Raw genomic sequence first — 25670 nt, forward strand, 5'->3', positions numbered from 1 at the left:
CCGACGGGTGGGACCTCGCGTTCTCCCTGCTCGACTGCGTCCCCGCAGGCGGCGCGGTGGGCACGCTCTTGAAGAGCACCCGAATCGCCACGCAGATCGCACGCGTCGGGTCGATCAGCATGAAAGGCGTGGCGGTCGTCGGCCGTTCGACCGGCCCGTTCAGTATGGCGAGCCGATCGGCGCGTGCGCTCCTCACGAGGGTCCAGCGGCCACTCGCAGGTATGGCCGAGAGGTCTGCCAAAGCTCTGCCGCCTGTCCGCGGCATGACAGGCGCAGCCGTGAACCCCACGGGTCGGTCCATCTCCAGGCTCGCCTCCAACAAGGCGAAGGCAGAGTTCGGCGAGTCCCAGACTCGGGCTCTCTTCGAGGCCCAAGGGTACGTCGATGTGACGGTGGTGAAGAGTGTCTTCAAGAACGGGGTCGACCATGTCTTCCACCACCCGGACACCGGGCACTACGTCGTGGTGGAGTCGAAGTTCTCCTCAAATGCCAGCAGGTCGGGCGTAGATCTCCTCGGTATGACGAAGAAGCATGGGCTTCAGATGTCCGATGGCTGGCTCAACGGCGTCCTTCGAGGAGAGGGCGGTTCGCGGCTCAGGATGGGAACACAAGCTGCTCACCGTGATGACGTGGTGAATGCGCTCGCTGATGGGACGCTCGAGCGCGCAGTCGTCAAGATCAGTCCGGACGGCTCGTGCCTGCCGCAACTGCTCGATGCGGCGGCACGTCTACGCTAAAAGACATGACTCCACGCGACAGCCGAGTGAGTGCGGCCTACTGGACCGATGCGATAGAAGTCTTGACGCGCGGCGTCGAGGGGTTCCGCCCGTTCAGTCATGTGTTCCGGGCCGACGACGTGCGAGCTGGGATTATTCGAACGACCGCGAACTTCGACAACGCGCTCTTTCTGCTGGGCGCGCGGTACTCGGCGGGCTTTCCGACGTCACTCCTCGCGGATGATCTCGACTCGGTCGTCACTATCTGGGAGAACTGGAACCGCTACGCTGCCGTGTCCGACGGTGGCTTCCCGCTAGAAGCGCTGACGTTCAACGACAAGCCGCCGTACTACTACGCACTGTGGTTGGCGTCGGTAGCGCGGTGCATCGGCGTCAATTCGGCGTTGACGAATCGGTTGATCGAGATCGTTGCTGCTGCTGGAGGCGCTGACCCAGTGCTCGGGACGCTGTTGGGGGTCGAACCGGTGCGGGACACCGTGTGGCACAAGCGGCCGTTCCAGAACCTCGATACGGCCGCGACCGGGACGCCGGATCGCGCCATTTCTGCGCTGAACAGGTACGTGCAAGCCTGGCAGAAGAACATCTCGTTCATTTGGTGGGCCCCAGCGCTGAAGGCAGTGCAGGGGGATAACTTTGAAACGTACTTCGGTTACTGGGCTTGGGAGGCGGCGGGGCTCGTCGTGGCGCGCGGGCTCGACGACTCCGTGTTGCGGTCGTCGCCGTACTACCCCGTCGACCTCGTCGACGGCAAGCAGGACGGATGAGTCGCCCGGCTGCCCGAACGAGGACCCCTGGAAGGGGCCGTGAGTGATCCAAAGGTGCACTGGGCGGCCATCGTGGGACCTGGGCCGTTCGCTTCTCGCAGAAGTCCGTCTCCTGCAAACAAGATCGACCGAACTACCCTGCAACTACGAGGACATCACCAACAGCATGCGCTACGGCGGTTGGCGCGGTCACCCTGTGGATGTCGCCGAAATGCTCGACGGAGCTGTCACGAGTATGGACAACACACGGAGCAGGACGGCGCGCGAAACTGGTACTCCGGTGCAGACCCGAGCGCACGAGCACAACGAGGCGTTGACTGCGGACGAAGTCAAGCGGTTCCGCAAGAGCGGAACATCATGACTCCACGCAGTGACCGAGTGAATGCTGCCTACTGGGACGACGCGTTCCGAGTCCTCGAGCGGGATATCGAGAAGTTTCGTCCGTTCAGCCATGATTTCCGGTCGGATGACGTCAGGGCTGGCATCATGCGGACCATGGCGAACTTGGAGAATGTGCTGTTCCTGCTGGGAGCGCGCTATTCAGCCGGAGCACCCGTGCTCGAGCTCGCGGCGGACGTCGAGTCGGCCGTCACTGTCTGGGAGACCTGGAACCGCTACGCGGCGGTGTCGGATGCGGGATTCCCATTGGATCCATTGGAGTTCGACAACAAGTCGACGTACTACAACGCGTTGTGGCTGTCGTCGGTAGCGCGGTGCATCGGTGTCGCTCCGGAGTTGACGGATCGGTTGATCGGGATTGTTGCTGCTGCTGGCGGTGCTGATCCAGTGCTCGGGACGCTGCTGGGGATCAATCCGGTGCGGGATGCTGTGTGGCACAAGCGACCGTTCCAAAACCTTGCTGCGGCAGCGACTGCTCCGCCCGATCGTGCCGCTTCTGCGTTGAACAGGTATGTGCAAGCGTGGCAGAGGAATATTTCGTTCATCTGGTGGGCGCCGGCACTGCAGGCAGTGCAGGGAGACCGGTTCGAGGCGTACTTTGGGCACTGGGCGTGGGAAGCCGCGGGACTGGTGGTGGCGCGGGCGCTTGACGATTCGGTGCTGCGGTCGTCGCCGCACTACCCAGTCGATCTCGTCGACGTCCAGCGGGACAGATGAGTGGCCCACCTTCTCGAACGAGGACCTCTGGGAGGAGCCGCGGCTGATTCAAAGATGTACCGGGCGGCCATCGTGGAGGCAGACGCTGCGCGCATCCGGTCCATCCGCGGGACAGGGGTGACCCTTAAAGGGAGAGACTCAAGTCGGCCACCAGGATTGGAATGGTGTTGCGTTTCTCGACGGACAGTCAGGAACGTTTGCGAAGTTGGAGAACTTCGATCAACTCTTACTACTCAAGACACGGTGATGGTGCATGCGAACTCTCAAATATGCTCAGGATGAATTTGCGAAGGAAGTGCGCGCTGATGAAGACCTTATTTGGGATAGGGGATGGATCGAGACCAACGATTGGTGGATCGTTCTGTACAACAGCCGCGAATATTACGAGGCACAAAACCCCTTGTTTAGCCTAGCTGGAAATGGCCCCTTTGTTGTACCAAAAGACGGCAGTGCCTGTTTCACTCTTCAAACGAATACATCGGTTGAATCACAAATAGAGGAACGGGGCCAGCGGGTCATCAGTCGGTCTCGGTGAAGCCAGTTCCGGCTCGAGCGGAGAAGAACGAGGTGGCGGTCGAGGGTCGCACACGCAGAGTTCTTAGCTGGAACTCTTTGCGATTGCTCGGGGTTCCGTTGACCGTTGGTCGGGTAGCATGGCATGGCAGGAACTGATCAAGCGCCAATCTGAATTGATCCGACGATCTGCCAAGTCTCACACTGATTCTCCGGTGCAGGGGCCGAGCACACGAACCTCATCAACCGTTGACGGCAAAAGAGGTTGAACGCTTCACGAAGCGTGGCCACGCCGAGCCCAGAACGTTGGGGGGTGCTGAGGTTCAGATAAAGTGGCAAGGCGCGAATTGGTCGAAAGCGAATCCAGATGGGTCTCACGACCCCCGAAGCTCACCGGAGGGTCACAGTGAGGGAACGCCGACTAACAACCGTCGAGGAACGGCAAGTCGAGGCGCGCTTGATCGCGCCCGAGGGATTCCAGTACCCCGAGCGCTTCCAAGGGGCCCTTGCACAAGACCCGCTTCCTGACATCGATCCCTTCATGTGGACGTCTGAGTACGAGAACCAGACAACGGACTGGGTCGACATCGTTGGGAAGCAGTATCCGACCCGTTCCCTCGTACCCTTCGCAAAGCACCAGGACACAGACGATGTGTTCTGCTTCGACGGCGACGACCGTACGGGCAATCCTCCTGTGCTGATCATCCACACGTTCGCTTCGCCCGGAACCGAGTATCGAGGTCAGTGGACGTCCTTCGACGTCTGGTGGGAGGAGATGGAGGAGCATCGAGCAGCGTGGCTCGCGGAGCAGGAAGAGGACTGAGACATGCCTCGTAGGGACGCGTCGATCAGCAAGGCGATGTCGCACGCGTTGCGGCACGAACCGGGTGCGTACGGGCTGGAACTCGGTGCTGACGGGAGCGTCCCGCTCGCAGATCTTGCCGACGCTTTGGAGCGGTCGGGCATTCAGGCATCGTTGGAAGATCTGCGCCGAGTGGTCGCCGAGTCCGACAAGCAGCGCTTCGCCGTCGAAAGCGACCGGATCCGTGCTCAGTACGGGCACTCGACGGACGAGCGCATCGTGAAGCCGGCGATCGTTCCGCAGCCGGTGCTCTGGCATGCAACTTCCCCTGCTGCGGCTGAGTCGATCCTGCGCGAAGGGCTCTTACCGATGGGGCGCCAGTACGCGCATCTGACGACCGATCGCGAGTTGGCTATGCAGGCTGGGCGGCGCAAGTCCACCGCTCCTGTCCTGTTGCGAATCGATGCAGCTCGCGCCCACCTGGAGGGCGTGGAGTTCTCGGCGGGCCACGACCGGGTGACCCTCGCCTTGGTCGTTCCCGCGCGGTACATCTCGGCGGAATGACGCGCCTACCCCCAGCCACACGAGTGGAAGTAGAACTCACCTTGATCGATGTCAAGACGTTGCGTGAGGCAGTGGATCCTTCATCGCTGAACATTACGAAGCCCGTGCGAGCGGAGCTGGACAAAGTTAAGAAGATCAGGTCGTTCGGTACCGATCCCGGCGGCGCTGCGCTGCTTCGCGGTTCGGCGCTACTGGCGATATATGGCGACAAAAGCCGAAACATGCTGCTTGCGCGATCGTTGCATGTACCCGATTCAACCCTGCCGCACATTCAGAGAACACGGCAGCGAGCCGCGTATGCGACGGCGTTTTACGCGTCCTATCGAGGTTCGGTCGCGCCGTCGGTGGCACAGCGGACCTTCGGATGGACGGTCAAATCACCCCTGCTCGAGGGGAAGGCTCTTCGCCATCACATAGACCGGCCGCCCGAGGAGCGGGAGATGGATGAATTCATGCCGGTTTCCGGGCATTTGGACCTGTACTCGGTTGACCTGGCCATCTTGTCCACCATGTGGCTTTTCGGTGGATCGGAAGCTTGGCCGATCCTGCGCATAGAGGATGAGTGGGAGCGTAATGCTTCTGCTATTCGTGAGCTCCCGGGGTATTCAATTGACTGAACTACGGCTCGACGAGAGCGTGGATGGCGTCGGCGCTCGATATGTGCCCAGAAACTTTCCCCCTGCACTGGCTGACACACATTGGCGCGGTGCTTCTTTCAATGCCGGGGGTGATTGATGTTCAGATTCGGTAGAGCCGAGAACTCGAGGACGATCGAAGAACCCGTGATCGAGCACGGATACCTCTACATGCAGAAGTGGAATCACTTCACCCGAACACCGGATCCGAGAGGATTCCTGAGCGAGAAAGAGTGTCGCGGGCGTTGGCACCAGCATCAGGATGACCAGATGGACTGGTTCACTGTGGTCCCCGCCGAGCCGAGCGTCGGCACCTTCGTGAGGCGGGACGACGGCGGCTTTGAAATCGATCCCGCATCCGCTGTACCGTCCTGGACCGTGGAGGTCACGCCTCGGGGCGGAATTGCCATCGACGGGCCAGTTTTCCAAGTGTTCGTTTGGGACGCAAACAATCGCAATGTGACCCTTGCCACGTATTCGAACCGGTGGGGCGGACGGCTGTTCCTCAGCGAAGTGATCTACAAGATCTTCCCCGAACCTGATGACTTCAGACCGAAGGAACGTGCACTGGCCAACAAGCCCCTGTTCTCCAATCAATTGCACCTGTCTCCGAACGGCGAGGGGCAGCGCACGCGGATCGATCACTCCAAACAGACAAAAGACCTGGAGCAGTTCCACGGAGTTGACGTCGAGCCGAACTGGGCGAACACGCCGGATTTTGGTGATTGGGAAGCGTTACCGAAGAAGGTCCTCGAGGGTAACCCTCTCATCTGATTCGTCAGCTGACCAGGCAGAATGACCGATGGCCTTCTCGTTGCGAAAGAACATGTGTGGGCCCGCAACGCCGAGGCCGTCCGCGCGCTCCCCGGGTACTCCGACGCATGAGCCGTCGCCCCGAGGAAGGTCCGGTCGCGGTCAGGAGACCGACGCGTCGTCCTCGTCCGCCCACAGCGGGTCGCTGACGGTTCGGGGCAGTGGAGCTCCGGGCGACGCGGGCCACGGCAGCCGCGTGACCGGCCAGTTCGAGGCGAAGAGCTCACGCCGCCCGGCATCGAACTCCTGCACCGTCTTGAGCTCGTCGTAGACCAGGGCGTACGCGGCCCGCAGGTTGTCGAAGTAGTCGTCCCACGAGTCGAACAGGGTGAAGGCGACATCGGAGACCAGGTCGATCGACGACCAGGCATCGTCCTCGTTCAGGAGCCCGGCGGCGTACGCACCTCGGACGGCGGTGACCGCGTTCTTGACGTCCATCGACCAGAGCAGCTTCGGCGGGCGGTCCGCTCGGCGTTCGAGCAGGCTCGAGCCTGCCCACGGGTCGGTGCCGAGCAGTGATGACAGCCGGGTGAGCCGGGTCTCACCCTCGGCGGATCGACTCAACGCGAGGAACTGCCACGACACGCTCTTCGGACCGAGCAGGTCGACGGCGAAGGACTGTGCGTCCCGCCCGCTGGCGATCTTGTAGGTCTCGTCGAGTTCGCGGCGCAGGAACGTCAGCGGGGGCAGGGGGATCGTCACGAAGGGCGACGGCGTGGTGTCCTGCAGGTACTCGCCGCCGAGCTCCACCCGCGAACCGTACGGGGCGAGCGACGCCGGCCACCATCCGTCGTGGAAGTCGCCGAACGAGGCGAGGGCCAGCTGCTGCAGTCGGCGGACGGGCAGCTCGCGAGCACCGGTGCGCTCCCGGTACCGCCGCTGTTCCCGCACCGGCAGCCCGATGTCACGGAGGGAGGTAACGAAGGTCAGCACGAACCACACGACGACGGCGATCAGGAAGCAGCGCCACACCGCCTGGATGCCGTACCCGAAGTGCGCCCGGACGTCGTACGGGGCGAGGATCGAGATCAGGAGCACGACGAAGAACGCCACGATTGCGATCGCCATGATGATCCACGCTGCGGCGCGGTCCCGTCGTCGCCCGGTCTGCTTCCGCGCCTTGGCGACCATCGCCCGGTGTCGCCAGCGTGGACGGACCGGGAACTCGCGGTCGCCGGGATGGTTCTGCAGTGCTTCCCCCATGACGATCGATCGTAGCGAGCGGCTCAGTCCTCGTCGACGGCGCCGACGAGCTCCGGCGCCGTGAGCAGCCGCGGCTCGTCCTCGATCGAGGACGGGTCCGCGATGACCTTCGACTCGTCGAGCAGCGACAGCCGACGGGCGCTCGGCAGCACCTGGCGTTCGAGGGACCCGACGAAGCGGTTGTAGTCGACGACCGAGCCCCGGATCGAGCGGCCGAGCTTGTCGACGTGCCCGGCCATCGTGGACAGCCGGCCGTAGAGCTCGCGGGAGACCTTGAAGAGCTCGTGCGCCTCTTGCGACACCACGTCCTGCTGCCACGAGAACGCCACGGTCTTGAGCACGGACCACAGGGTCACGGGTGAGGCGAGGGCGATGCGCTTGCGGAAGGCGTGGTCGAGCAGCCCGGGGTCGGCGGCGAGGGCGCTCGAGATGAGCGACTCGGACGGGATGAAGGCGACGGTGAGCTCGGGGGAGGCGTCGTAGCCGGTCCAGTACTCCCGTGCGGCGAGGGCGTCGACGTGCGCTCGGAGCGCCTTGACGTGCTGGGCGATGAGCTGGTCGCGTCGGGCTGCCTCGGCACCGGTGGCGGTCGCCGGGATCTCGGCGGCCTGCAGGTAGGCGCTGAACGGCACCTTGGCGTCGACGGCGATGGTCTTGCCGCCGGGCAGGTGCACGACCATGTCCGGGCGGGCGGAGCCGACGGCGGTGGTGACGGACGACTGCACGTCGAAGTCGACGCGTTCGAGCAGCCCGGCGGCCTCGACCACGTTGCGCAGCTGCGTCTCGCCCCAGACGCCGCGCGTGCTGTTCGACGACAGGGCGCTGGCCAGGGTGTCGGCGGTGGCGCGCAGGCGCTCTTCCGACTCGGCGGCCGACCGGAGCTGCGCCGACAGCGCGCCGTACTGCTCGCTCCGCGACTGCTCGAGCTCGGCGATCTTCGTGCGCATCACGTCGAGTGTCTGCGCCACGGGGCTGAGCGCGGAGAGCACCTTGGACTCGTTCTGGTTCCGTGCCGCGTCGACGCCGTGCATGCGCTGCACCAGGTGCTCGAGCTCGGCGGAGCGCCGTTCGAGCGAGTCGACCTGGCGGCGGTACTGCGTGTCCTGGGCGTCGAGGCGTTCCTCGGCGTCGCGTCGGGCCGCCTCGAGCTGGCCGCGGAGCGCCTCGGCCGTCGCACGGGACGACGCTGCGTCGATGCCCGCGCGCGAGCGGGCGAGCGACCAGGCGACGACCGCACCGACGGCGATGCCGATCACGAGACCGATGACCAGGGCGAGGATCTGCATGTCGCGACCCTGGCAGAACCCACCGACACCGCGCCTCCCGGCACTCCGGCGCGCCCCGCAGAACCAGCGTGACCAGCGCCACGGGAGCAACGTGACAGACCACAGAATCCATGTCATGACATTAGGGCAAACAGGGTGTACAGTCGTGATCGTCCGCCGATGAAGCCGCACGGAAGGTCCACCGCGTCGCATGACGAACCAAGCTCCCCACGCCTACGACGTGATCACGATGGGACGCGTCAGCGTCGACATCTACCCGCAGCAGACCGGCCCGCTCGAGGACGTCTCGACCTTCTCGAAGTCCGTCGGCGGCAGCGCCACGAACGTCGCCATCGCCGCTGCTCGACACGGCGCGGACGCCGCGGTCATCACCCGGACGGGCAACGACCCCTTCGGCCGGTACATCGCCCGCACGCTGCCCGAGTACGGGGTCGCGAACGCGTTCGTCGAGACGGTGGAGGGGCTGAACACCCCCGTCGCCTTCTGCGAGATCTTCCCGCCGGACGACTTCCCGCTCTACTTCTACCGGGCCCCGAAGGCGCCGGACCTGATGATCACGGCGAAGTCCCTGCCGCTGCACGAGATCGAGCGCGCGAAGATCTTCTGGACCACGGTGACCGGCCTCAGCGAGGAGCCGAGCCGACAGGCGCATCACGTCGCCTACGAAGCCCGGTCCGCCGCGCAGAACAGCACGAAGACCCACACCGTGCTCGACCTGGACTACCGGTCGGTGTTCTGGTCGAGCCCCGAGGCCGCGACGCGCGAGGTCGCGATCGCCCTCGAGCACGCCACCGTCGCCGTCGGCAACCGCGAGGAGTGCGAGGTCGCGGTCGGTGAGACCGACCCGGTCCGCGCCGCCGACGCCCTGCTCGACCGCGGTGTCGAGATCGCGATCGTCAAGCAGGGGCCGAAGGGCGTGCTGGCGAAGACCCGCGACGAGTTCGTCGAGTTCCGTCCGCACCACATCGACGTCGTGAACGGGCTCGGCTCGGGTGACGGCTTCGGCGGCGCGCTGACCCACGGACTGCTGCAGGGCTGGAGCCTCGAGCGGATCCTGGCGTTCTGCAACGCAGCCGGCGCGATCGTCGCGACGCGGTTCGAGTGCTCGACGGCGATGCCCACGAGCGACGAGATCGAGCAGTTCCTGACCGACAACCCGGCCGAGGGCACGAACCACACGGGTGAGACGTACACGGGTGAGACGAACACCGAGGAGAAGACCCATGCCTGAGCTCAGCCCCGCTGACTTCCAGCGCCTCCGCGACATCCGTGCCGGCCAGCCCGACCTGGTGCGTGCCACGCTCGACGCCCGCCGCAAGCGCTCCCTGCTCGCCGACGACGGCAAGCTCTTCATCGTCGCCGCCGACCACCCCGCACGCGGTGCCCTGGCCGTGCGCGACGACGAGTCCGCGATGGCGGACCGCTACGACCTGCTCGAGCGGCTCGTCACGGCCCTCGGCCGGCCGGGAGTCGACGGGGTGCTCGGCACCCCAGACATCCTGGAGGACCTCGCGCTGCTCGGCGCCCTCGACGGCAAGGTCGTCGTCGGGTCGATGAACCGCGGCGGACTCCGCGGCGCGACGTTCGAGATGGACGACCGGTACACGGCGTACTCGGCGCAGGCGATCAAGGACTCCGGGCTCGACTTCGCCAAGCTGCTGGTGCGCATCGCCCTGGAGGACTCGGGCACCGCGCCGACGCTCGAGGCCACGGCCCGCGCCGTCAGCGAGGCCGCGGCGCTCCAGCTGCCGATCATGCTCGAGCCGTTCATGTCCGAGTGGCGGGACGGCCGGGTCGTCAACGACCTGTCGGCCGACGCCGTGATCACCTCGATGGCGATCGCTGCCGGCCTCGGCGAGTCCAGCGCCTACAGCTGGCTCAAGATCCCCGTCGTCGACGACATGGAGCGCGTGATGGCCGCGACGACGCTGCCGACGCTGCTGCTCGGCGGCGACCCGGCTTCGCGCCCGCTGGAGACGTACGCCAAGTGGGCTGACGCCCTGGCCCTGCCCGGCGTCCGCGGCCTGGTCGTCGGACGCACCCTGCTCTACCCCTCGGACGGCGACGTCGCCGCCGCCGTGGACGTGGCCGCCGGTCTCGTCCACAGCCAGGAGGCCCGGGGCGGGTTCTCCACAGATGCCCACGACCCGGCCGCTCGGCTCGCGGGCGCCACCACCATGGACTCGTCCATCTCGGAAGGAAGCAACGCATGACGCTCACCGACACGACCACCACCACCGTCGGGCACTGGATCGACGGCAAGCGCGTCGAATCCGCGTCGGGCAACACCGCCCCCGTGTACGACCCGGCGCTCGGCGTCGCGACCAAGCAGGTCGCGCTGGCCGACGAGTCCGAGATCCGGGCGGCCATCGGCAGCGCCAAGGCGGCGTTCCCCGGCTGGAGCAACCTGTCGCTGGCCAAGCGCCAGGCGATCCTGTTCTCGTTCCGCGAGATCCTGAACCGCGACAAGGCCGAGCTGGCCGAGATCATCACGAGCGAGCACGGCAAGGTCATCGACGACGCCATGGGCGAGATCGCCCGCGGGCAAGAGGTCGTGGAGCTCGCCACCAACATCCCGAGCCTGATGAAGGGCGAGTTCTCCGACCAGGTCTCGACCGGCATCGACGTCTACTCGATCCGCCAGCCGCTCGGCGTCGTGGGCATCATCAGCCCCTTCAACTTCCCGGCGATGGTGCCGCTCTGGTTCCTGCCGATCGCGATCGCCGCGGGCAACACCGTCGTGCTGAAGCCGAGCGAGAAGGACCCGTCGGCCGCCATCTGGCTCGCCGAGAAGTTCAAGGAGGCCGGGCTGCCCGACGGCGTCTTCAACGTGCTCAACGGCGACAAGCTGTCCGTCGACGGCCTGCTCACCAGCGACGACGTCGAGTCGATCTCGTTCGTCGGCTCCACACCCATCGCGCAGTACGTCTACGAGACCGGTACCAAGCACGGCAAGCGCGTGCAGGCCCTCGGTGGCGCGAAGAACCACATGCTCGTCCTGCCGGACGCCGACCTCGACCTGGTCGCCGACAACGCGATCAACGCCGGTTTCGGTTCGGCCGGTGAACGCTGCATGGCGATCTCGGTCGTCGTCGCGGTCGAGCCGGTGGCCGACGAGCTCATCCAGAAGATCAAGGACCGCGCGGCGACCCTGCGCATCGGCGACGGTCGTCGCGGGTGCGACATGGGCCCGCTCGTCACGAAGCAGCACCGTGACAAGGTCGCCTCGTACATCGAGGTCGCAGAGCAGGACGGTGCGGTGGTTGTGGTGGACGGCCGCACCGTCCGACCCGACGGCGACGAGAACGGCTTCTGGCTGGGCCCGACGCTGATCGACCAGGTGCCCACCACCAGCCGCGTCTACACCGAGGAGATCTTCGGTCCGGTGCTGAGCGTCGTCCGCGTCGCCACCTACGAAGAGGGCCTCGAGCTCATCAACTCCGGCGCGTACGGCAACGGCACCGCCATCTTCACGAACGACGGTGGGGCCGCCCGACGGTTCCAGCGCGACGTGCAGGTCGGCATGATCGGCATCAACGTCCCGATCCCGGTGCCCGTCGCCTACTACTCGTTCGGTGGCTGGAAGAACTCGCTGTTCGGTGACCACAAGGCGTACGGGGCCGACGGCGTGAGCTTCTTCACCCGCCAGAAGGCGATCACGAGCCGCTGGCTCGACCCGTCGCACGGCGGCATCAACCTCGGCTTCCCGTCGAACAACTGACCCGCGGCATGGCGAACGAACAGCACCAGCACGACCAGTGGTTCATCCCGGCGGGCTCCCGGCCCGAGGCGGGCTGGACCGACGTGGTCGACGGTCGCATCGAGGGGTGGGCGCACACCGGGCTCCGGACCGGCGCGCTGACCGACGGGGGCGAGCTGCGCCTCCCGGCCGACGCCGTCGAGCGCATCGTCGTGCCGCTCGCCGGGTCGTTCCACGTGACCCACTCGGGCGCTGCCGGCGACGGCGAGCAGACCCTGCAGGGGCGTGGGAGCGTCTTCGACGGCCCCACCGACGTCCTGTACCTGGGATCGGGCTCCGCGGCCACCATCACCGGCAGCGGCCGGTTCGCCGTCGCGGAAGCACCCACCGACACCGTCAAGCCGACCACCTACGTGGCCCGGCCAGACGTGCCCGTGGAACTCCGCGGTGCGGGGCAGTCGAGCCGTCAGGTGCACAACTTCGGCACCCCGGCCGCGCTCGACGCCGTCAAGTTCATCGTGTGCGAAGTCATCACGCCGGCCGGCAACTGGTCGTCGTACCCGCCGCACAAGCACGATACGAACGTGCCCGGTTCGGAGTCGAACCTCGAGGAGATCTACTACTACGAGGCTGCGGTGTCCCGCGGGCTCGAGTCGATCGCGCCCGAGGCCGCCGACCCGTTCGCCCTGCACCGCACCTACGCCTCGGACGACCGCGCCATCGACGAGTTCCGGCAGGTCCGGACCGGCGACGTCGCCCTGGTGCCGTACGGCTGGCACGGTCCGGCGGTCGCCGCTCCGGGCTACGACATGTACTACCTGAACGTGATGGCCGGGCCCGACCCGGAGCGCGTCTGGAACATCACCGACGACCCGGCCCACGGGTGGGTCCGGCAGGCGTGGGCATCGGAATCGATCGACCCACGACTGCCCTACGAAAGGAAGCAGGCGTGACCACCACCACGCGGAAGATGACGGTCGGCCAGGCACTCGTCGAGTTCCTGGCCAACCAGTGGACCGTCGACGGCGACGTCCGCGAACGCACCATCCCGGGGATCTTCGGCATCTTCGGGCACGGCAACGTCGCCGGGGTCGGTCAGGCCATCAAGCAGCTCCACGTCGAGCAGCCCGGGTTGCTGCCGTACCACCAGGCCCGCAACGAGCAGGCGATGGTGCACGAGGCCGTCGGCTTCGCCCGCATGCACCGCCGCCGTGCGACCTACGCGTCGACTGCGTCGGTGGGCCCGGGTGCCGCCAACATGCTGACCGCCGCGGCGCTCGCCACCACGAACCGGCTGCCGGCACTGCTGCTGCCGTCGGACACCTTCGCCACGCGCACCACCGACCCGGTGCTCCAGCAGATCGAGCTCCCGCACGACACGTCGTTGCAGGTCACCGACGCTTTCCGTCCGCTCTCGCGCTACTTCGACCGGGTGGAGCGTCCGGAGCAGCTGTTCTCGATCGCCCTCGCCGCGATGCGGGTCCTCACCGACCCGGCCGAGACCGGTGCGGTGACGATCGCCCTGCCCGAGGACGTCCAGGCCGAGGAGTTCGACGTGCCCGTCGCGTTCCTGCAGCCGCGCGAGTGGCACATCCGCCGGCCGCTGCCCGAGCGTGGCCCGCTCGAGCGTGCCGTGGCCGCGATCCGCGCTGGTCGGCGCCCGGTCATCGTGGCTGGCGGCGGGGTGCTGTACTCCGACGCCGCCGACGAGCTCCGCACCTTCGTCGAGGCCACCGGGATCCCGGTCGGCACGTCGCAGGCCGGCGGCGGATCCCTGGTCTGGGACCACCCGCAGTACCTCGGCGGGATCGGTGCGACCGGCACCGCGGCCGCCAACGCGATCGCCGCCCAGGCCGACGTCGTCATCGGGATCGGCACCCGCTACAGCGACTTCACCACGGCGTCGCGTACGGCGTTCCAGAACCCCGACGTCACGTTCGTCAACGTCAACGTGGCCGCGTTCGACGCCTACAAGCACGGTTCGCAGCTGCCGCTGATCGCGGACGCCCGGGAGGCCCTGGTCGCCCTGACCGAGTCGCTCACCTCGGACACGGCGTACGTCGTCGAGCCCGGCTACGCGTCCGAGATCGCCTCGCTGAAGGCGGCGTGGGACGCCGCCGTCGACGGCGCGTTCGCGCCGTCCGGCGCGGACTTGCCCGGCCAGCCCGAGATCATCGGGGCCGTGCAGTCGGTCTCCGACCCGCGTGACGTCGTGATCCAGGCGGCGGGCTCGCTGCCCGGCGACCTGCACAAGCTCTGGCGGGTGCGCGACGAGCTCGGGTACCACGTCGAGTACGCATTCTCGTGCATGGGCTACGAGATCGCCGGTGGCATCGGGGTGCGACGCGGGGCTCCGGAGCGCGACGCGATCGTGATGGTCGGTGACGGCAGCTACCTGATGCTGCACACCGAGCTCGTCACCGCCGTGGCCGAGGGCATCAAGATCATCGTCGTGCTCATCCAGAACCACGGGTACGCGTCGATCGGGCACCTGTCGGAGACCGTCGGCTCCGAGCGCTTCGGCACGAAGTACCGGTACCTCGACGAGACCGAGTCGTTCGAGAACGGCGAGCCCCTGCCCGTCGACCTCGCCGCCAACGCCCGCTCGTACGGCGTCGACGTCATCGAGGTGCAGCCCGGCCCGGACAGCATCGAAGACCTCAAGGCCGCGCTGCGTCAGGCGAAGGCGAACGACCACACCACCCTGGTGCACATCAACTCCGACCCGCTGGTCTACGCCCCCGAGGGCGACGGCTGGTGGGACGTGCCGGTCGCGCAGACCTCCACCCTCCCCAGCACCCAGGCCGCCCGCGCCGAGTACGAGCAGCAGGTCGCCACGCAGCGTCCGCTGCTCGGCTGAACCGTTCACGAGACAGAAAGCGACAGCGACGTCATGACCGACACCGCCACCCCCATCGGCAGCCCCGCCACCGACGCGGCGCCCGCCTCGATCCGCATCGGCACCGCCCCGGACTCGTGGGGCGTCTGGTTCCCGGACGACCCGAAGCAGGTGCCGTGGCAGCGCTTCCTCGACGAGGCGTCCGCCGCCGGGTACGAGTGGATCGAGCTCGGGCCGTACGGGTACCTGCCGACCGACCCGTCGCAGCTGTCCGACGAGCTCGAGTCCCGCGGGCTCAAGCTGTCGGCCGGCACGGTCTTCACCGGGTTCCACAAGGGCGAGGACCAGTTCCAGCGTGCGTGGGACCAGGCCGTCGCGGTCGCCGGTCTGGCAGCGAAGCTCGGCGCCGAGCACCTGGTGACGATCCCCGACCTGTGGCGCTCGGACGCCACCGAAGAGGTGCTCGAGGCGCGCACGCTCACCGACGAGCAGTGGGAGCGTCTCGGCAAGGGACACGACCAGCTCGGCAAGGCGCTGCTCGAGGAGTACGGCGTCCACCAGCAGTTCCACACCCACGCGGACAGCCACGTCGGCACCTACAAGGAGACCGTGCGGTTCCTCGAGGTCACGAACCCCGAGTACACCAACCTCTGCCTCGACACCGGCCACTTCGCCTACTACGGCGGCGACAACCTCAAGCTCATCGCCGCCCACCCGGAGCGCATCGGCTACCTGCACCTCAAGCAGGTCGACACCGACCTGCTGTTCGACGTGCTCAAGAACGACGTGCCGTTCGCGACCGCCGTGTCGCAGGGCATCATGACCGAGCCGCCGCACGGCACCCCCGAGCTCGCCCCGATCATCGAGGCCGTCGCCGCGATCAACCCGGACATCTTCGGCATCGTCGAGCAGGACATGTACGGCTGCTCCGTCGACGCCCCCGGCCCGATCGCCGAGCGCACCTTCCAGCACATCTTCGGCTCGACCTCGGCCGCCCGCGCCTCCTGACGCGCCGTCCACGCAGCGTCAACAACCACCAGGAGAACACCACCATGACCACCACGCAGAACCTCCGCGTCGCCGTCGTCGGCGCCGGCATGATGGGCGCCGACCACGTCCGCCGCATCACCGCCAAGATCTCGAACGCCGACGTCGTCGCCGTCGTCGAGCCCGACCAGGCCCGTGCCGCTGCGGCAGCCGCCCTGGCGCCCGGCGCGATCACCGCGGCGTCCTTCGACGAGGCGCTCGAGCAGACCGAGATCGACGCCGTCATCATCGCGACGCCGGGTTTCCTGCACGAGCCGATCCTGGTGACCGCGCTCGAGCGCGGCCTCACCGTCCTGTGCGAGAAGCCGCTGACGACCAGCGCCGAGGACTCGCTGCGCATCGTCGAGCTCGAGCAGCAGCACGCCGCCCGGCCCGTCATCCAGGTCGGCTTCATGCGCCGGTTCGACGCCGGGTACCAGGAGCTCAAGGCCCTGCGCGAGTCGGGGGCGAACGGTGCCCTGCTCGCCCTGCACCACGCGCACCGCAACCCGACGACGCCGCCCAACTTCAGCGAGTCGATGCTCATCCACGACTCGGTGATCCACGAGATCGACATCATCCCGTTCCTGACCGGCGAAGCCATCACGAGCGTCGAGGTGAAGAAGCCGCGCAAGAACTCCCTCGCGCCGGCCGACCTGCCCGAGCCGCAGTTCGTCCTGTTCACCACCGAGTCCGGCACGATGGCGATCGTCGAGATCAACGTCAACGCCCAGTTCGGCTACCAGGTGACCACCGACGCCGTGTTCGAGTCCGGTGTCGCGTACATCGGCCGCGACACGTCGCTCTCGCTCGTCGCAGCCGGAGCGACCTCGCAGGGCGTCACGCCGTCCTTCAAGGAGCGCTTCGGTGCCGCCTACGACGAAGAGGTCCAGCGCTGGGTCGACGCTGCCCGGACCGGTGGCATCGACGGGCCGAGTGCCTGGGACGGCTACACCGCGTCCGTCGTCGCCGAGGTGGCGGTCCGGGCCCAGCAGTCCGGCGCGCACGAAGTGGTCGAGTACGCGGTCACGAAGCCGGCGTTCTACGACGAGACGAGCGACGCGACGAGCGACGCGACCGCCGCGCTCGCCGGGGCCTGATCGATGCCGAAGATCGCGCTCGACCCGACCCCGTTCCACCACGACCTGTCGCTGCTCGAGTTCCCGCGCAAGGTCGCGGAGCTCGGCTACGAGTACCTGCAGCTCACCCCGCACAAGGACTTCATCCCCTTCTACCGGCACCCCAAGGCCGACGACGACCTGGTCGACGCGTTCGCCGCGGCCTGCCGTGACGCCGGGGTCCAGGTGGCGAGCGTGCTGCCGGTGCTGCGCTGGTCGGGCCCGGACGAGGACGCCCGACAGGCTGCGGTGCGGAAGTGGAAGCGGGTCATCGAGATCACGAAGCGCCTCGGCGTGGACACCATCAACACGGAGTTCTCCGGCCGCCCCGAGCGAGCCGAGGAGTCCGAGGACCAGTTCTACCGGTCGATGGAGGAACTGCTGCCGATCATCGAGGACGCCGGCATCCGTGTGCTCATCGATCCCCACCCCGACGACTTCGTCGAGGACGGGCTCGAGGCGCTCCGGGTGATCCGCGGCCTGAACTCGAAGCACGTCGGCTTCGTGTACGTCGCCTGCCACACGTTCCACTACGGCGGCAACATGGACGAGATCATCGACGCGGCCGGTGACTCGCTGCAGCTGGTCCACGTCGCCGACGCGTACGACCACCGTCGCTCGCACGGCCTGCGCTACATCACGAACCCGCCCGGCAACCCGGTCCGTGTGCACCAGCACCTGCCGGTCGGTCAGGCGGACGTCGACTTCGACGCCTTCTGGGCGGCACTCGACCGGGTCGGTTTCTCGGCGCGCGAGGACACCGTCGCGGTCTCGAGCGTCTTCGCCGAGGACGAGAACGCCGACGTGGTGTCGCGGTTCCAGCTCGACACGATCACGAAGGGACTCCACCGATGACCACCACCCTCGAGACGCAGGCGTCCACCGACGCCGATTCCCGTCCCGTCACCCTGCAGGCCGCGGAGCAGACCCCCACCGCCCTGTGGAACGACTCCGCCGACCCGCGCGAACTGTCGACCGCCATCCACGAGTACGGTGCCGTCGGTGCGACCTGCAACCCGGTGATCGCGTACACCTGCATCCAGCAGGACCCGGAGACCTGGGTCCCGCGCATCCGCGAGATCGCCGAGGAGCACCCGACGGCGGGGGAGTCCTGGATCGGCTGGAAGGCCGTCGAGGAGCTCTCCATCGCCGCCGCGGCGCAGCTGCTGCCCGCGTTCGAGGCGTCCGGCGGCCGGAACGGTCGACTGTCCATGCAGACGGACCCCCGGTTCCACCGTGATGCCGACGCGCTCGTCGAACAGGCCGTCCGGTTCTCGCAGCTGGCGCCGAACATCATCGTGAAGATCCCCGCCACCAAGGTCGGCATCGCCGCGATCGAGGAAGCCGCCTACCGCGGGGTCTCGATCAACGCCACGGTGTCCTTCACCGTGCCGCAGGTCGTCGCCGTGGGCGAGGCCATCGAACGGGCACTCGACCGCCGCGCTGCCGAGGGCCTGCCCGAGCAGGAGTTCGGCCACGTCGTCACCCTGATGGCCGGCCGCTTCGACGACTGGCTGAAGACCGTCGTCAAGCGCGACCACGTGATGGTGGACCCGGGCATCCTCGAGTGGGCCGGTGTCGCCGCGGTGAAGAACGCCTACCGCGTCTTCCAGGAGCGTGGGTTCCGGTCGCGCGTGCTGGTCGCCGCGTTCCGCAACGCACTGCAGTGGTCGGAGTTCCAGGGCGGAGACCTGGTGGTGTCGCCGCCGTTCCAGTGGACGAAGGACATCAACGACAACGCGTTCCCGTTCCGTCCGCACGCCATCGACGACGAGGTCCCCGTGCACGTCATCGAGGCGCTCCGGGCCGCGACGCCGGAGTTCGCCCGCGGCTACGACGTGGACGGCATGACGATCGACGAGTTCGACCGCTTCGGTGCGACCGTGACGACGCTGCGGCAGTTCCTGGACGCCGACGCGAAGCTCGACGCCCTGGTCCGCGACATCATCGTCCCTGCGATCTGAGACGCGCGATCTGAGTCGCGGTCTGATGCGCGGTGCCATCCGCGATCGCAACCACGGGTCGCGCCCCGCGCGCTGACGCACCAGCCTGGAGGCCCGGTGCCGGTCCCCGAGACCGGCACCGGGCCTCCAGGCGGTTGCGTCATGTGCTGACAAAGTCCGCCGCATCGGCTACGCTCGTTGTCGCGCTCCAATGCGCGTCACCTGAACGAAGGAGTTCTCCATGGACAGCATCGGCGTCGGGCTGATCTCGGTCGGCTGGATGGGGCGGTTGCACTCGCGTGCCTACCGAGCGTTGCCGGACCACTTCCCGGAGCTCGGCGTCCAGCCACGGCTCGTCGTCGCGGCCGACCCGATCGAGGCGGCACGTGACCAGGCGGTGACGCGGCTCGGGTACGAGCGGGCCGTCGCCGACTACCACGAGGTCCTCGCCGACCCGGCGGTCGACGTCGTGTCGATCTGTTCGCCGAACTTCCTGCACCGCGAGATGGCCGTCGCCGCGGCCGAGGCGGGCAAGGCGTTCTGGATCGAGAAGCCCATGGGCCGGTACGCCAGCGACTCGCGCTCCATCCACCAGGCGGTGCAGCGGGCCGGCGTCATCACGAGCGTCGGCTTCAACTACCGGCACGCCCCGGCGATCGAGCGCGCCCGCGAACTCGTCCGCAGCGGGCGGCTCGGGCGCATCACGAACGTGCGCGGATCGTTGCTCGCCGACTACTCGTCCGACCCGGCGGCCCCGCTGACCTGGCGCTTCGAGCGTGAGCGTGCCGGATCGGGTGTGCTCGGCGACCTGCTGTCGCACGGACTCGACCTGGCGCAGTACGTGGTCGGCCGGATCGCCTCGGTCAGTGCGCTCGCCGAGACGTTCATCGAGTCGCGTCCCCGCCCGGGTGTCGGCATCGTCGACCGCAGTGCGGCGGCCACCGGCGAGCTCGGTGCCGTCGAGAACGAGGACTACGCCGCGCTGCTGTTCCGGTTCGAGGACGGTGCGGTCGGCACGATGGACTCGAGTCGGGTCATGCGTGGGCCGCACGCCGAGTACACGCTCGAGATCTACGGCACCCGCGGTTCGGTCCGGTGGGACTTCCAACGCCTCAACGAGCTCGAGGTGTACCTGGACGGGCAGGAGGTCGACGGGTACGCGACGCACTACGTCGCACCCGGGGACGGCGACTTCGGTCGCTTCCAGCCCGGCGCCGGGACCGCGATGGGCTACGACGACCTGAAGACGATCGAGGCGGCGCAGTTCATCGCGAGCGTGCAGCGCGGGGAGCAGCTCGCACCCTCGGTCGCCGACGGGCTGGCTGCCGCGTCGATCGTCGAGGCGGCAGAGGCCTCGCTGGTCGACGGCGCGTGGCACGACGTCGATCGTGTCGACGGACCGCTGACGTACGGGGCGCCGACGCCGAGGTTCTAGACACGTGGCGGCGTCTGCTTGTTAGTATGTAAGGACAAAATCCGAGCAACCAGGAGGCACCATGCCGCTCGTCCGTATCGACCTCGCCACCGGCCGCTCGCCGGAGGTCGTCCGTGGCATCGCCGACGCCATCCACCAGGCCATCGTCGACGTGTACGGGATCCCGGTGCGTGACCGGTTCCAGGTGATCACCGAGCACCCGGCGCAGCAGATCATCGCCGAGGACGCCGGCCTGGGGTTCGAGCGCACCGAGGGCGTCATCGTCATCCAGGTGTTCACGCAGCGCGGGCGGACCGACGAGGCGAAGGCGGCGCTGTACCGGGCGATCCACGACGCCCTCGCGGCGGTCGGTGTCGCGTCCGAGGACGTCTTCATCGGCTACGTGGAGAACGGGCCGCAGGACTGGTCGTTCGGCTTCGGACGGGCCCAGTACGTCACCGGTGAGCTCGGGGTGCCCGCGCTCGGTTGAGGCCGTGCGTTCGCGGGGTGGTCACGACACCCCGCTCAGTTTCACCGAGTGGTCACGAACTGTCGGTTGCCGGGCGTCCGGGCGACAGTTCGTGACCACTCGGCGCATCACCGGCAGCGTGTCGTGACCTCTCGCCGAGCGACCTACTTGTCGACGAGCGTGACCTCGAACGAGTACCGGTCGGGGCGGTAGCAGTGCACGCCGTACTCGACCGCACGGCCCGAGGCGTCGTACGCGGTGCGGCTCATCGTGAGCACCGGGTCGCCGTCCTCGATCTCGAGCAGGCCAGCCTCTTCGTCGGTGACCGCACGGGCGCCGATCCGCTGCTTCGCCACCCGCATCGTCACGCCGCGGCCGCGCAGCAGCTGGTACAGCCCGTACGCCTGCAGGTCCTCGTCGGTCAGGTCGAGGAACTCCGGTGGCAGGTAGTTCTCGAGGATCGCCATCGGGACGTCCTCGGCAAAGCGCACCCGCCGGATGTGCGCGACGGTCGTGCCGGGCTCGATGCTCAGTGCGGCGGCGACCTCGTCGGACGCGGGGACGTCGTTGCGCTGCAGGAGCTTCGTCGCCGGAGCCTGTGCACCCTGCGCCAGGTCGTCGTACAGGCTCGTCAACTCGACCTTGCGGGTCACCGGCCCGTGCACGACCTGGGTCCCGATGCCCCGGCGGCGCACCAGCAGACCCTTGTCGACGAGGTCCTGGATCGCGCGACGGATCGTCGGCCGCGACAGACCGAGACGCTCACCGAGGGCGATCTCGTTCTCGAGCCGGGCCCCTGGTGGCATCGCGCCGGAGCGGATCGACTCCTCGATGCGCGAGGCGACCTGGAAGTAGAGGGGCATGGGACCCGACCGGTCCAGGTCCATGAACAGGTCGGACGGCAGCTGGCCTTCGTTGGTCATCGCGGTCCTTCACACGTGCGGAGATGCCGGCGTCGGTGCCGACGGCATTGTCGTGACAATACCACCGGGGATGTGACACCCCGGCCGCGCGCAGCGGGCGTTGCGTCAGTCTGCAAACACCGTCAGTCAGCGCAGACCCTCAGTCGGCGAACACCATCGGCCGGTTCGACAGCCGCGGCTGGTTCGCGGCTTTCGGCTTCTCGGCACGCGCACGGACCGGGGCGATCGTCACCCGGGTCACCGCGCCGAGCGCCTCCACCGTCTCGACCCCGTGGTGCCCGGCAGCGTGCACGACGATCGCGGCGCAGGCCTCGGCGTCGGCGGCGGCGTCGTGGTGCTGGAAGCCCTCGAACCCGGCGGCCATCGCGGCGACCGGCAGGCGGTACGAGTCGAGCGTGTAGGTCTTGCGGGCGACCGCCAGGGAGCACAGCGAGTGGTGCTCGGCCAGGTCGATCCCCGTCGCGGAGCACCCACCGGCGATGACGCCCATGTCGAACCGGGCGTTGTGGGCCACCAGGACGTCGCCCTCGGCGAAGGCCACCAGGTCGGGGTACTGCTGCTCCCATGTCTTGGCGTGCGTGACGTCCTCGGCGACGATGCCGTGGATCCGCGTGTTCCACTCCAGGAAGGCGTCGTGCCCGAACGGCGGGCGGATGAACCACGACGCCCGATCGACGACCCGGCCGGCGCGGACCTTCACGAGCCCGACGGAGCAGGCGCTCGCGGGCGAGCTGTTGGCGGTCTCGAAGTCGATCGCGGTGAAGTTCAACGGCACGGTCCCGATCGTCGCACGGGGTTCCGACATCGCCCTCCGTTCCCCTCGGCGTTGCGTGTGGCTACTGTCGGCGCATGGGGAACGAGACCAACCGACGTCCGCTCGTCCTGGTGCTCGCCGGCGCCGGCTACGGGCAACAGGCGCCGCTGCTCTGGTGGACGAACGAGATCGCCGCCGCGGCCGGGTGCGAGGTCGTCGCGCCTCGATGGCAGGTCGACGACGCTGCCGGTGCCGATCCGGTCGGGTTCGTCGAGACCGCTGTCGCCGCCGCCCTGGGGGACCGGCTACCGGACCTCGTCGTCGCGAAGTCGTTCGGCTGCTTCGCCTTGCCGTGGGCGATCCGCCTCGAGGTGCCCGGCGTCTGGCTGACGCCGGTCCTCACCCACGACGACGTGGCCACGGCGCTCGCCGCTGCCAGCGACGCGCACGTCGCGATCGGGGGTGGAGACGACACCATGTGGCGGCCTGAGCGGGTCCCGGGGACTGCTGCGCGCCTCCAGACCGTCGACCATGCCGACCACTCGCTGCAGGTGCCGGGGGACTGGCGGCGATCGCACCGGCTGCAGGCCGACGTCTTCGACGTCGTCGAGCGCCGGATCACGGCCCTTCGTCCGCCGATGACGACGGACTAGGTTCGGCGCATGGGGGAACCGCAGGACATGGACGAGCTGTTGGCACAGGCGGAGCGCGTCGACGCAGCGCCGCACACCACGCGACGTGCCGTCGGGGTGGCCGCCGCGCTGATCGCGGCCGGTGCCGCCGTCGCGATCGTGGTGACGGGATCGGCGCACGGCCTGCTCGTCGCGATCCTGTGGCTCGTCACGCTGGGCGGGTCGCCTCCGCTGTCCTGACGGACGGACTGGAGGCCCGGGTCGGCTCCGACAGGCCGCCGCCGGTAGGCTCTTCTTCCGTGGCTCTCACCATCGGAATCGTCGGTCTCCCGAACGTCGGCAAGTCGACCCTGTTCAACGCCCTGACCAAGAACCAGGTCCTCGCCGCGAACTACCCGTTCGCGACGATCGAGCCGAACGTCGGGGTGGTGAACCTGCCCGACTCGCGGCTCGACCAGCTCGCCGAGCTCTTCCACTCGGAGAAGACCGTGCCGGCGCCGGTGTCCTTCGTCGACATCGCGGGCATCGTCAAGGGCGCGAGTGAGGGCGAAGGCCTGGGCAACAAGTTCCTCGCCAACATCCGCGAGGCCGACGCCATCGCGCAGGTCGTCCGCGGCTTCACCGACGACGACGTCGTGCACGTCGCGAACAAGGTCTCCCCGAAGGACGACCTCGAGGTCATCAACACCGAGCTGATCCTCGCCGACATGGAGACCATCGACAAGGCGCTCCCGCGGTACGAGAAGATGCTCAAGCTCAAGCAGGCCGAGCCGGCCGTGCTCGAGACCGCTCGCGAGGCCCGTGCCACGCTCGAGCAGGGCACACTGCTCTCCGCCACGAAGATCGACCTGTCGCCGATCGCCGAGCTCGGCCTGCTCAGCGCCAAGCCCTTCATCTTCGTCTTCAACGTCGACGAGGCGATCCTGACCGACGAGTCCCGCAAGGCCGAACTGGCCGCGCTCGTCGCCCCGGCGCAGGCCGTGTTCCTCGACGCCCAGGTCGAGTCGGAGCTCATCGACCTCGACCCGGCCGACGCCGCCGAACTGCTCGAGTCGACCGGGCAGACCGAGTCGGGCCTCGACCAGCTCGCCCGCATCGGGTTCGACACCCTCGGGCTGCAGACGTACCTGACGGCCGGTCCGAAGGAAGCCCGTGCGTGGACGATCGGCAAGGGGTGGAAGGCGCCCCAGGCTGCCGGCGTCATCCACACCGACTTCGAGAAGGGCTTCATCAAGGCCGAGGTCATCTCGTTCGACGACCTGGTCGCGACCGGCTCGATCGCCGAGGCTCGCGCTGCCGGCAAGGCCCGCATCGAGGGCAAGGACTACGTCATGCAGGACGGCGACGTGGTGGAGTTCCGCTTCAACAACTGATCTGCCGGGGTGGTTCGTCGTGCGCCAGGATGAGCGCATGACGAATGCACAGGCAGGGTGGTACGACGACGGCTCCGGCGCCATGCGGTGGTGGGACGGTTCCGCGTGGACGGAGCAGGTGCAGCAGCAGCCCCCCGGGTCGTCGGGTGTCGGTGGAGTGATCGGCCGGATCCAGGCCGAGGCTGCTTCGGGTGGTCAGCCGCGTCCGGCACAGAACGGCATGAGCTACGTCGTGCTGCAGGTGGTGCTCAAGGAGAAGTTCTTCGGAACGGGGTCGGGCAACCTCACCGAGCTCGAGAAGGCGATCAACGCGCAGGCTGCGCTCGGGTACCGGCTGCACACGATCACGACGGCTTCCTCGGGGAGCACGGGCTTCGGCGGCGGAGACCGAGTACAGGCCACGATGGTCTTCGAGCGCCTGAACTGAGGCGATGCCACGAACGGTGCGAGGTTCCGTGAACGGTGCGATGACCGCTGCCTCGCACGATTCACGGAACCTCGCACGAAGCCCGCAGTCACCCACGCTGCCTCGGGAACGACGAAGCGCCGCCGAGCGGACTCGGCGGCGCTTCGTGGTGGTGCTGGTAGGACCTAGGCCGCGAGGGCCATCTCGCCCGCCTGCACGGACTGTGCCTGCAGCAGGGTGCGGCTGGCCTCGCCCGCCCAGGAGCGGCCCGGGACGGTCCAGCCGGCCTCGCCGACGGCGTCGAGCCGGGTGCCCCGGGTGACGAAGGTCCCCAGGTCGTCGGCCGCGATGCGGACGAGGTACTCGCGGTGCGAGCGGTCGTCGCGCACCGGGAACTCGGCGATGCGGTCGGGGGTGATCGTCGGGGCCGCGAGTGCGGTCCCGAACACGGTGATTCGTTCGTTGCTGGTCATGGTGCTGTACTTCCTGGTCATTCGGCGCCAGGGCGACTCGGTGTCGGCGGACGTCTCAGTCCAGCGCGACGCATCGAGTGCGGGGCGCGCACGTCGAGTTTCAACGTGCAGCTCGTCCGTTCGGATCGAGCGGTGTCTCGAGTGGAATGCGACTCGGGTGAGTCGGT

The 25670-nt window shown here is 67.9% G+C and carries 28 protein-coding genes; 23 read left to right on the forward strand and 5 right to left on the reverse strand.

The features are described from left to right. The 8 genes from QRN49_RS14775 to QRN49_RS14810 all read left to right on the forward strand — a co-directional run. Positions 1–737, forward strand: a 737-nt coding sequence (locus QRN49_RS14775; RefSeq protein WP_284756536.1) for a hypothetical protein, incomplete at its 5' end; no start/stop codon positions are given. Positions 738–742: 5 nt separating this feature from the next. Then, a complete protein-coding gene (locus QRN49_RS14780) occupies positions 743–1501 on the forward strand; it encodes a PoNe immunity protein domain-containing protein (RefSeq protein WP_282818669.1) in 759 nt (252 codons plus the stop codon). Between the two features lie 357 nt (positions 1502–1858). Beyond that, positions 1859–2617, forward strand: coding sequence for a PoNe immunity protein domain-containing protein (locus QRN49_RS14785; RefSeq protein ID WP_209080034.1), 759 nt, complete (start codon positions 1859–1861; stop codon positions 2615–2617). A 253-nt stretch (positions 2618–2870) separates the two neighbouring features. Beyond that, complete coding sequence (locus QRN49_RS14790) at positions 2871–3152, forward strand: YrhB domain-containing protein (RefSeq protein ID WP_209080032.1); 282 nt, start codon at positions 2871–2873, stop codon at positions 3150–3152. 345 nt (positions 3153–3497) lie between these two features. Continuing rightward, entirely contained in the window at positions 3498–3953 is a 456-nt protein-coding gene (locus tag QRN49_RS14795) for a hypothetical protein (protein ID WP_209080030.1), read from the forward strand. Between the two features lie 3 nt (positions 3954–3956). Next, positions 3957–4496 (forward strand): RNA 2'-phosphotransferase, encoded by a 540-nt coding sequence (locus QRN49_RS14800; RefSeq protein WP_282818667.1) that lies wholly within the window; start codon positions 3957–3959, stop codon positions 4494–4496. 41 nt (positions 4497–4537) lie between these two features. Then, on the forward strand, positions 4538–5113 hold the full coding sequence (locus QRN49_RS14805) for a hypothetical protein (protein WP_284756537.1): 576 nt from the start codon (positions 4538–4540) through the stop codon (positions 5111–5113). Positions 5114–5278: 165 nt separating this feature from the next. Beyond that, a complete protein-coding gene (locus tag QRN49_RS14810) occupies positions 5279–5905 on the forward strand; it encodes a hypothetical protein (protein ID WP_284756538.1) in 627 nt (208 codons plus the stop codon). A gap of 141 nt (positions 5906–6046) precedes the next feature. Here the strand turns inward: QRN49_RS14810 and QRN49_RS14815 are convergent, their stop codons facing one another. After that, positions 6047–7147: a DUF1266 domain-containing protein gene (locus QRN49_RS14815; RefSeq protein WP_284756539.1), complete on the reverse strand. Its 1101-nt coding sequence runs from the start codon at positions 7145–7147 to the stop codon at positions 6047–6049. 23 nt (positions 7148–7170) lie between these two features. Then, positions 7171–8433 (reverse strand): DNA recombination protein RmuC, encoded by a 1263-nt coding sequence (locus QRN49_RS14820; protein WP_111046288.1) that lies wholly within the window; start codon positions 8431–8433, stop codon positions 7171–7173. 190 nt (positions 8434–8623) lie between these two features. Between QRN49_RS14820 and iolC the strand changes: the two genes are divergently transcribed. The 11 genes from iolC (at position 8624) to QRN49_RS14875 (ending at position 20963) form a co-directional block, all read left to right on the forward strand. Then, positions 8624–9664 carry a 5-dehydro-2-deoxygluconokinase gene (gene iolC, locus QRN49_RS14825; protein ID WP_284756540.1) on the forward strand — a complete coding sequence of 347 codons (1041 nt, stop codon included), beginning with the start codon at positions 8624–8626 and terminating at the stop codon, positions 9662–9664. Next, positions 9657–10646 (forward strand): class I fructose-bisphosphate aldolase, encoded by a 990-nt coding sequence (locus QRN49_RS14830; protein ID WP_035807563.1) that lies wholly within the window; start codon positions 9657–9659, stop codon positions 10644–10646. Before iolC ends, QRN49_RS14830 begins: the two co-directional genes overlap by 8 nt. After that, positions 10643–12154, forward strand: a complete 1512-nt coding sequence (locus QRN49_RS14835) for a CoA-acylating methylmalonate-semialdehyde dehydrogenase (RefSeq protein WP_209130140.1) — start codon at positions 10643–10645, stop codon at positions 12152–12154. Before QRN49_RS14830 ends, QRN49_RS14835 begins: the two co-directional genes overlap by 4 nt. Before the next feature lie 8 nt (positions 12155–12162). Then, positions 12163–13086, forward strand: a complete 924-nt coding sequence (gene iolB / locus QRN49_RS14840; protein ID WP_111038833.1) for a 5-deoxy-glucuronate isomerase — start codon at positions 12163–12165, stop codon at positions 13084–13086. Between the two features lie 17 nt (positions 13087–13103). Further along, entirely contained in the window at positions 13104–14993 is a 1890-nt protein-coding gene (gene iolD / locus QRN49_RS14845; protein WP_284756660.1) for a 3D-(3,5/4)-trihydroxycyclohexane-1,2-dione acylhydrolase (decyclizing), read from the forward strand. 33 nt (positions 14994–15026) lie between these two features. Further along, positions 15027–15980, forward strand: a complete 954-nt coding sequence (locus QRN49_RS14850) for a sugar phosphate isomerase/epimerase family protein (RefSeq protein ID WP_042539399.1) — start codon at positions 15027–15029, stop codon at positions 15978–15980. A gap of 44 nt (positions 15981–16024) precedes the next feature. Further along, positions 16025–17098 (forward strand): Gfo/Idh/MocA family protein, encoded by a 1074-nt coding sequence (locus QRN49_RS14855; protein ID WP_017887102.1) that lies wholly within the window; start codon positions 16025–16027, stop codon positions 17096–17098. A gap of 3 nt (positions 17099–17101) precedes the next feature. After that, positions 17102–17971 carry a sugar phosphate isomerase/epimerase family protein gene (locus QRN49_RS14860; RefSeq protein WP_284756541.1) on the forward strand — a complete coding sequence of 290 codons (870 nt, stop codon included), beginning with the start codon at positions 17102–17104 and terminating at the stop codon, positions 17969–17971. Further along, entirely contained in the window at positions 17968–19080 is a 1113-nt protein-coding gene (locus QRN49_RS14865; RefSeq protein WP_111029577.1) for a transaldolase family protein, read from the forward strand. Before QRN49_RS14860 ends, QRN49_RS14865 begins: the two co-directional genes overlap by 4 nt. Positions 19081–19300: 220 nt before the next feature. Then, complete coding sequence (locus QRN49_RS14870) at positions 19301–20494, forward strand: Gfo/Idh/MocA family protein (RefSeq protein ID WP_284756542.1); 1194 nt, start codon at positions 19301–19303, stop codon at positions 20492–20494. A gap of 61 nt (positions 20495–20555) precedes the next feature. Beyond that, entirely contained in the window at positions 20556–20963 is a 408-nt protein-coding gene (locus tag QRN49_RS14875; protein ID WP_284756543.1) for a tautomerase family protein, read from the forward strand. A 143-nt stretch (positions 20964–21106) separates the two neighbouring features. Here the strand turns inward: QRN49_RS14875 and QRN49_RS14880 are convergent, their stop codons facing one another. Both QRN49_RS14880 and QRN49_RS14885 read right to left on the reverse strand, forming a co-directional pair. After that, a complete protein-coding gene (locus tag QRN49_RS14880; RefSeq protein WP_071405736.1) occupies positions 21107–21865 on the reverse strand; it encodes a GntR family transcriptional regulator in 759 nt (252 codons plus the stop codon). Between the two features lie 139 nt (positions 21866–22004). Continuing rightward, complete coding sequence (locus tag QRN49_RS14885; RefSeq protein ID WP_181435780.1) at positions 22005–22670, reverse strand: exonuclease domain-containing protein; 666 nt, start codon at positions 22668–22670, stop codon at positions 22005–22007. Positions 22671–22714: 44 nt separating this feature from the next. Between QRN49_RS14885 and QRN49_RS14890 the strand changes: the two genes are divergently transcribed. From QRN49_RS14890 to QRN49_RS14905, 4 genes are read left to right on the forward strand one after another with little or no spacing between them, the layout of a single operon-like run. Then, positions 22715–23272, forward strand: coding sequence for a hypothetical protein (locus QRN49_RS14890; RefSeq protein ID WP_284756544.1), 558 nt, complete (start codon positions 22715–22717; stop codon positions 23270–23272). Between the two features lie 9 nt (positions 23273–23281). Further along, positions 23282–23491, forward strand: coding sequence for a hypothetical protein (locus tag QRN49_RS14895; RefSeq protein WP_111022593.1), 210 nt, complete (start codon positions 23282–23284; stop codon positions 23489–23491). A gap of 59 nt (positions 23492–23550) precedes the next feature. Then, a complete protein-coding gene (ychF, locus tag QRN49_RS14900) occupies positions 23551–24624 on the forward strand; it encodes a redox-regulated ATPase YchF (RefSeq protein ID WP_284756545.1) in 1074 nt (357 codons plus the stop codon). 37 nt (positions 24625–24661) lie between these two features. Next, entirely contained in the window at positions 24662–25051 is a 390-nt protein-coding gene (locus QRN49_RS14905; RefSeq protein WP_282820075.1) for a DUF2510 domain-containing protein, read from the forward strand. 164 nt (positions 25052–25215) lie between these two features. Here QRN49_RS14905 and QRN49_RS14910 read toward each other — a convergent pair whose 3' ends face one another. Then, positions 25216–25503 (reverse strand): hypothetical protein, encoded by a 288-nt coding sequence (locus QRN49_RS14910; RefSeq protein WP_284756546.1) that lies wholly within the window; start codon positions 25501–25503, stop codon positions 25216–25218. Between the last annotated feature and the right edge of the window lie 167 nt (positions 25504–25670).

Source organism: Curtobacterium sp. ME-Dv--P-122a, assembly GCF_030209645.1.
GTDB lineage: Bacteria > Actinomycetota > Actinomycetes > Actinomycetales > Microbacteriaceae > Curtobacterium > Curtobacterium flaccumfaciens.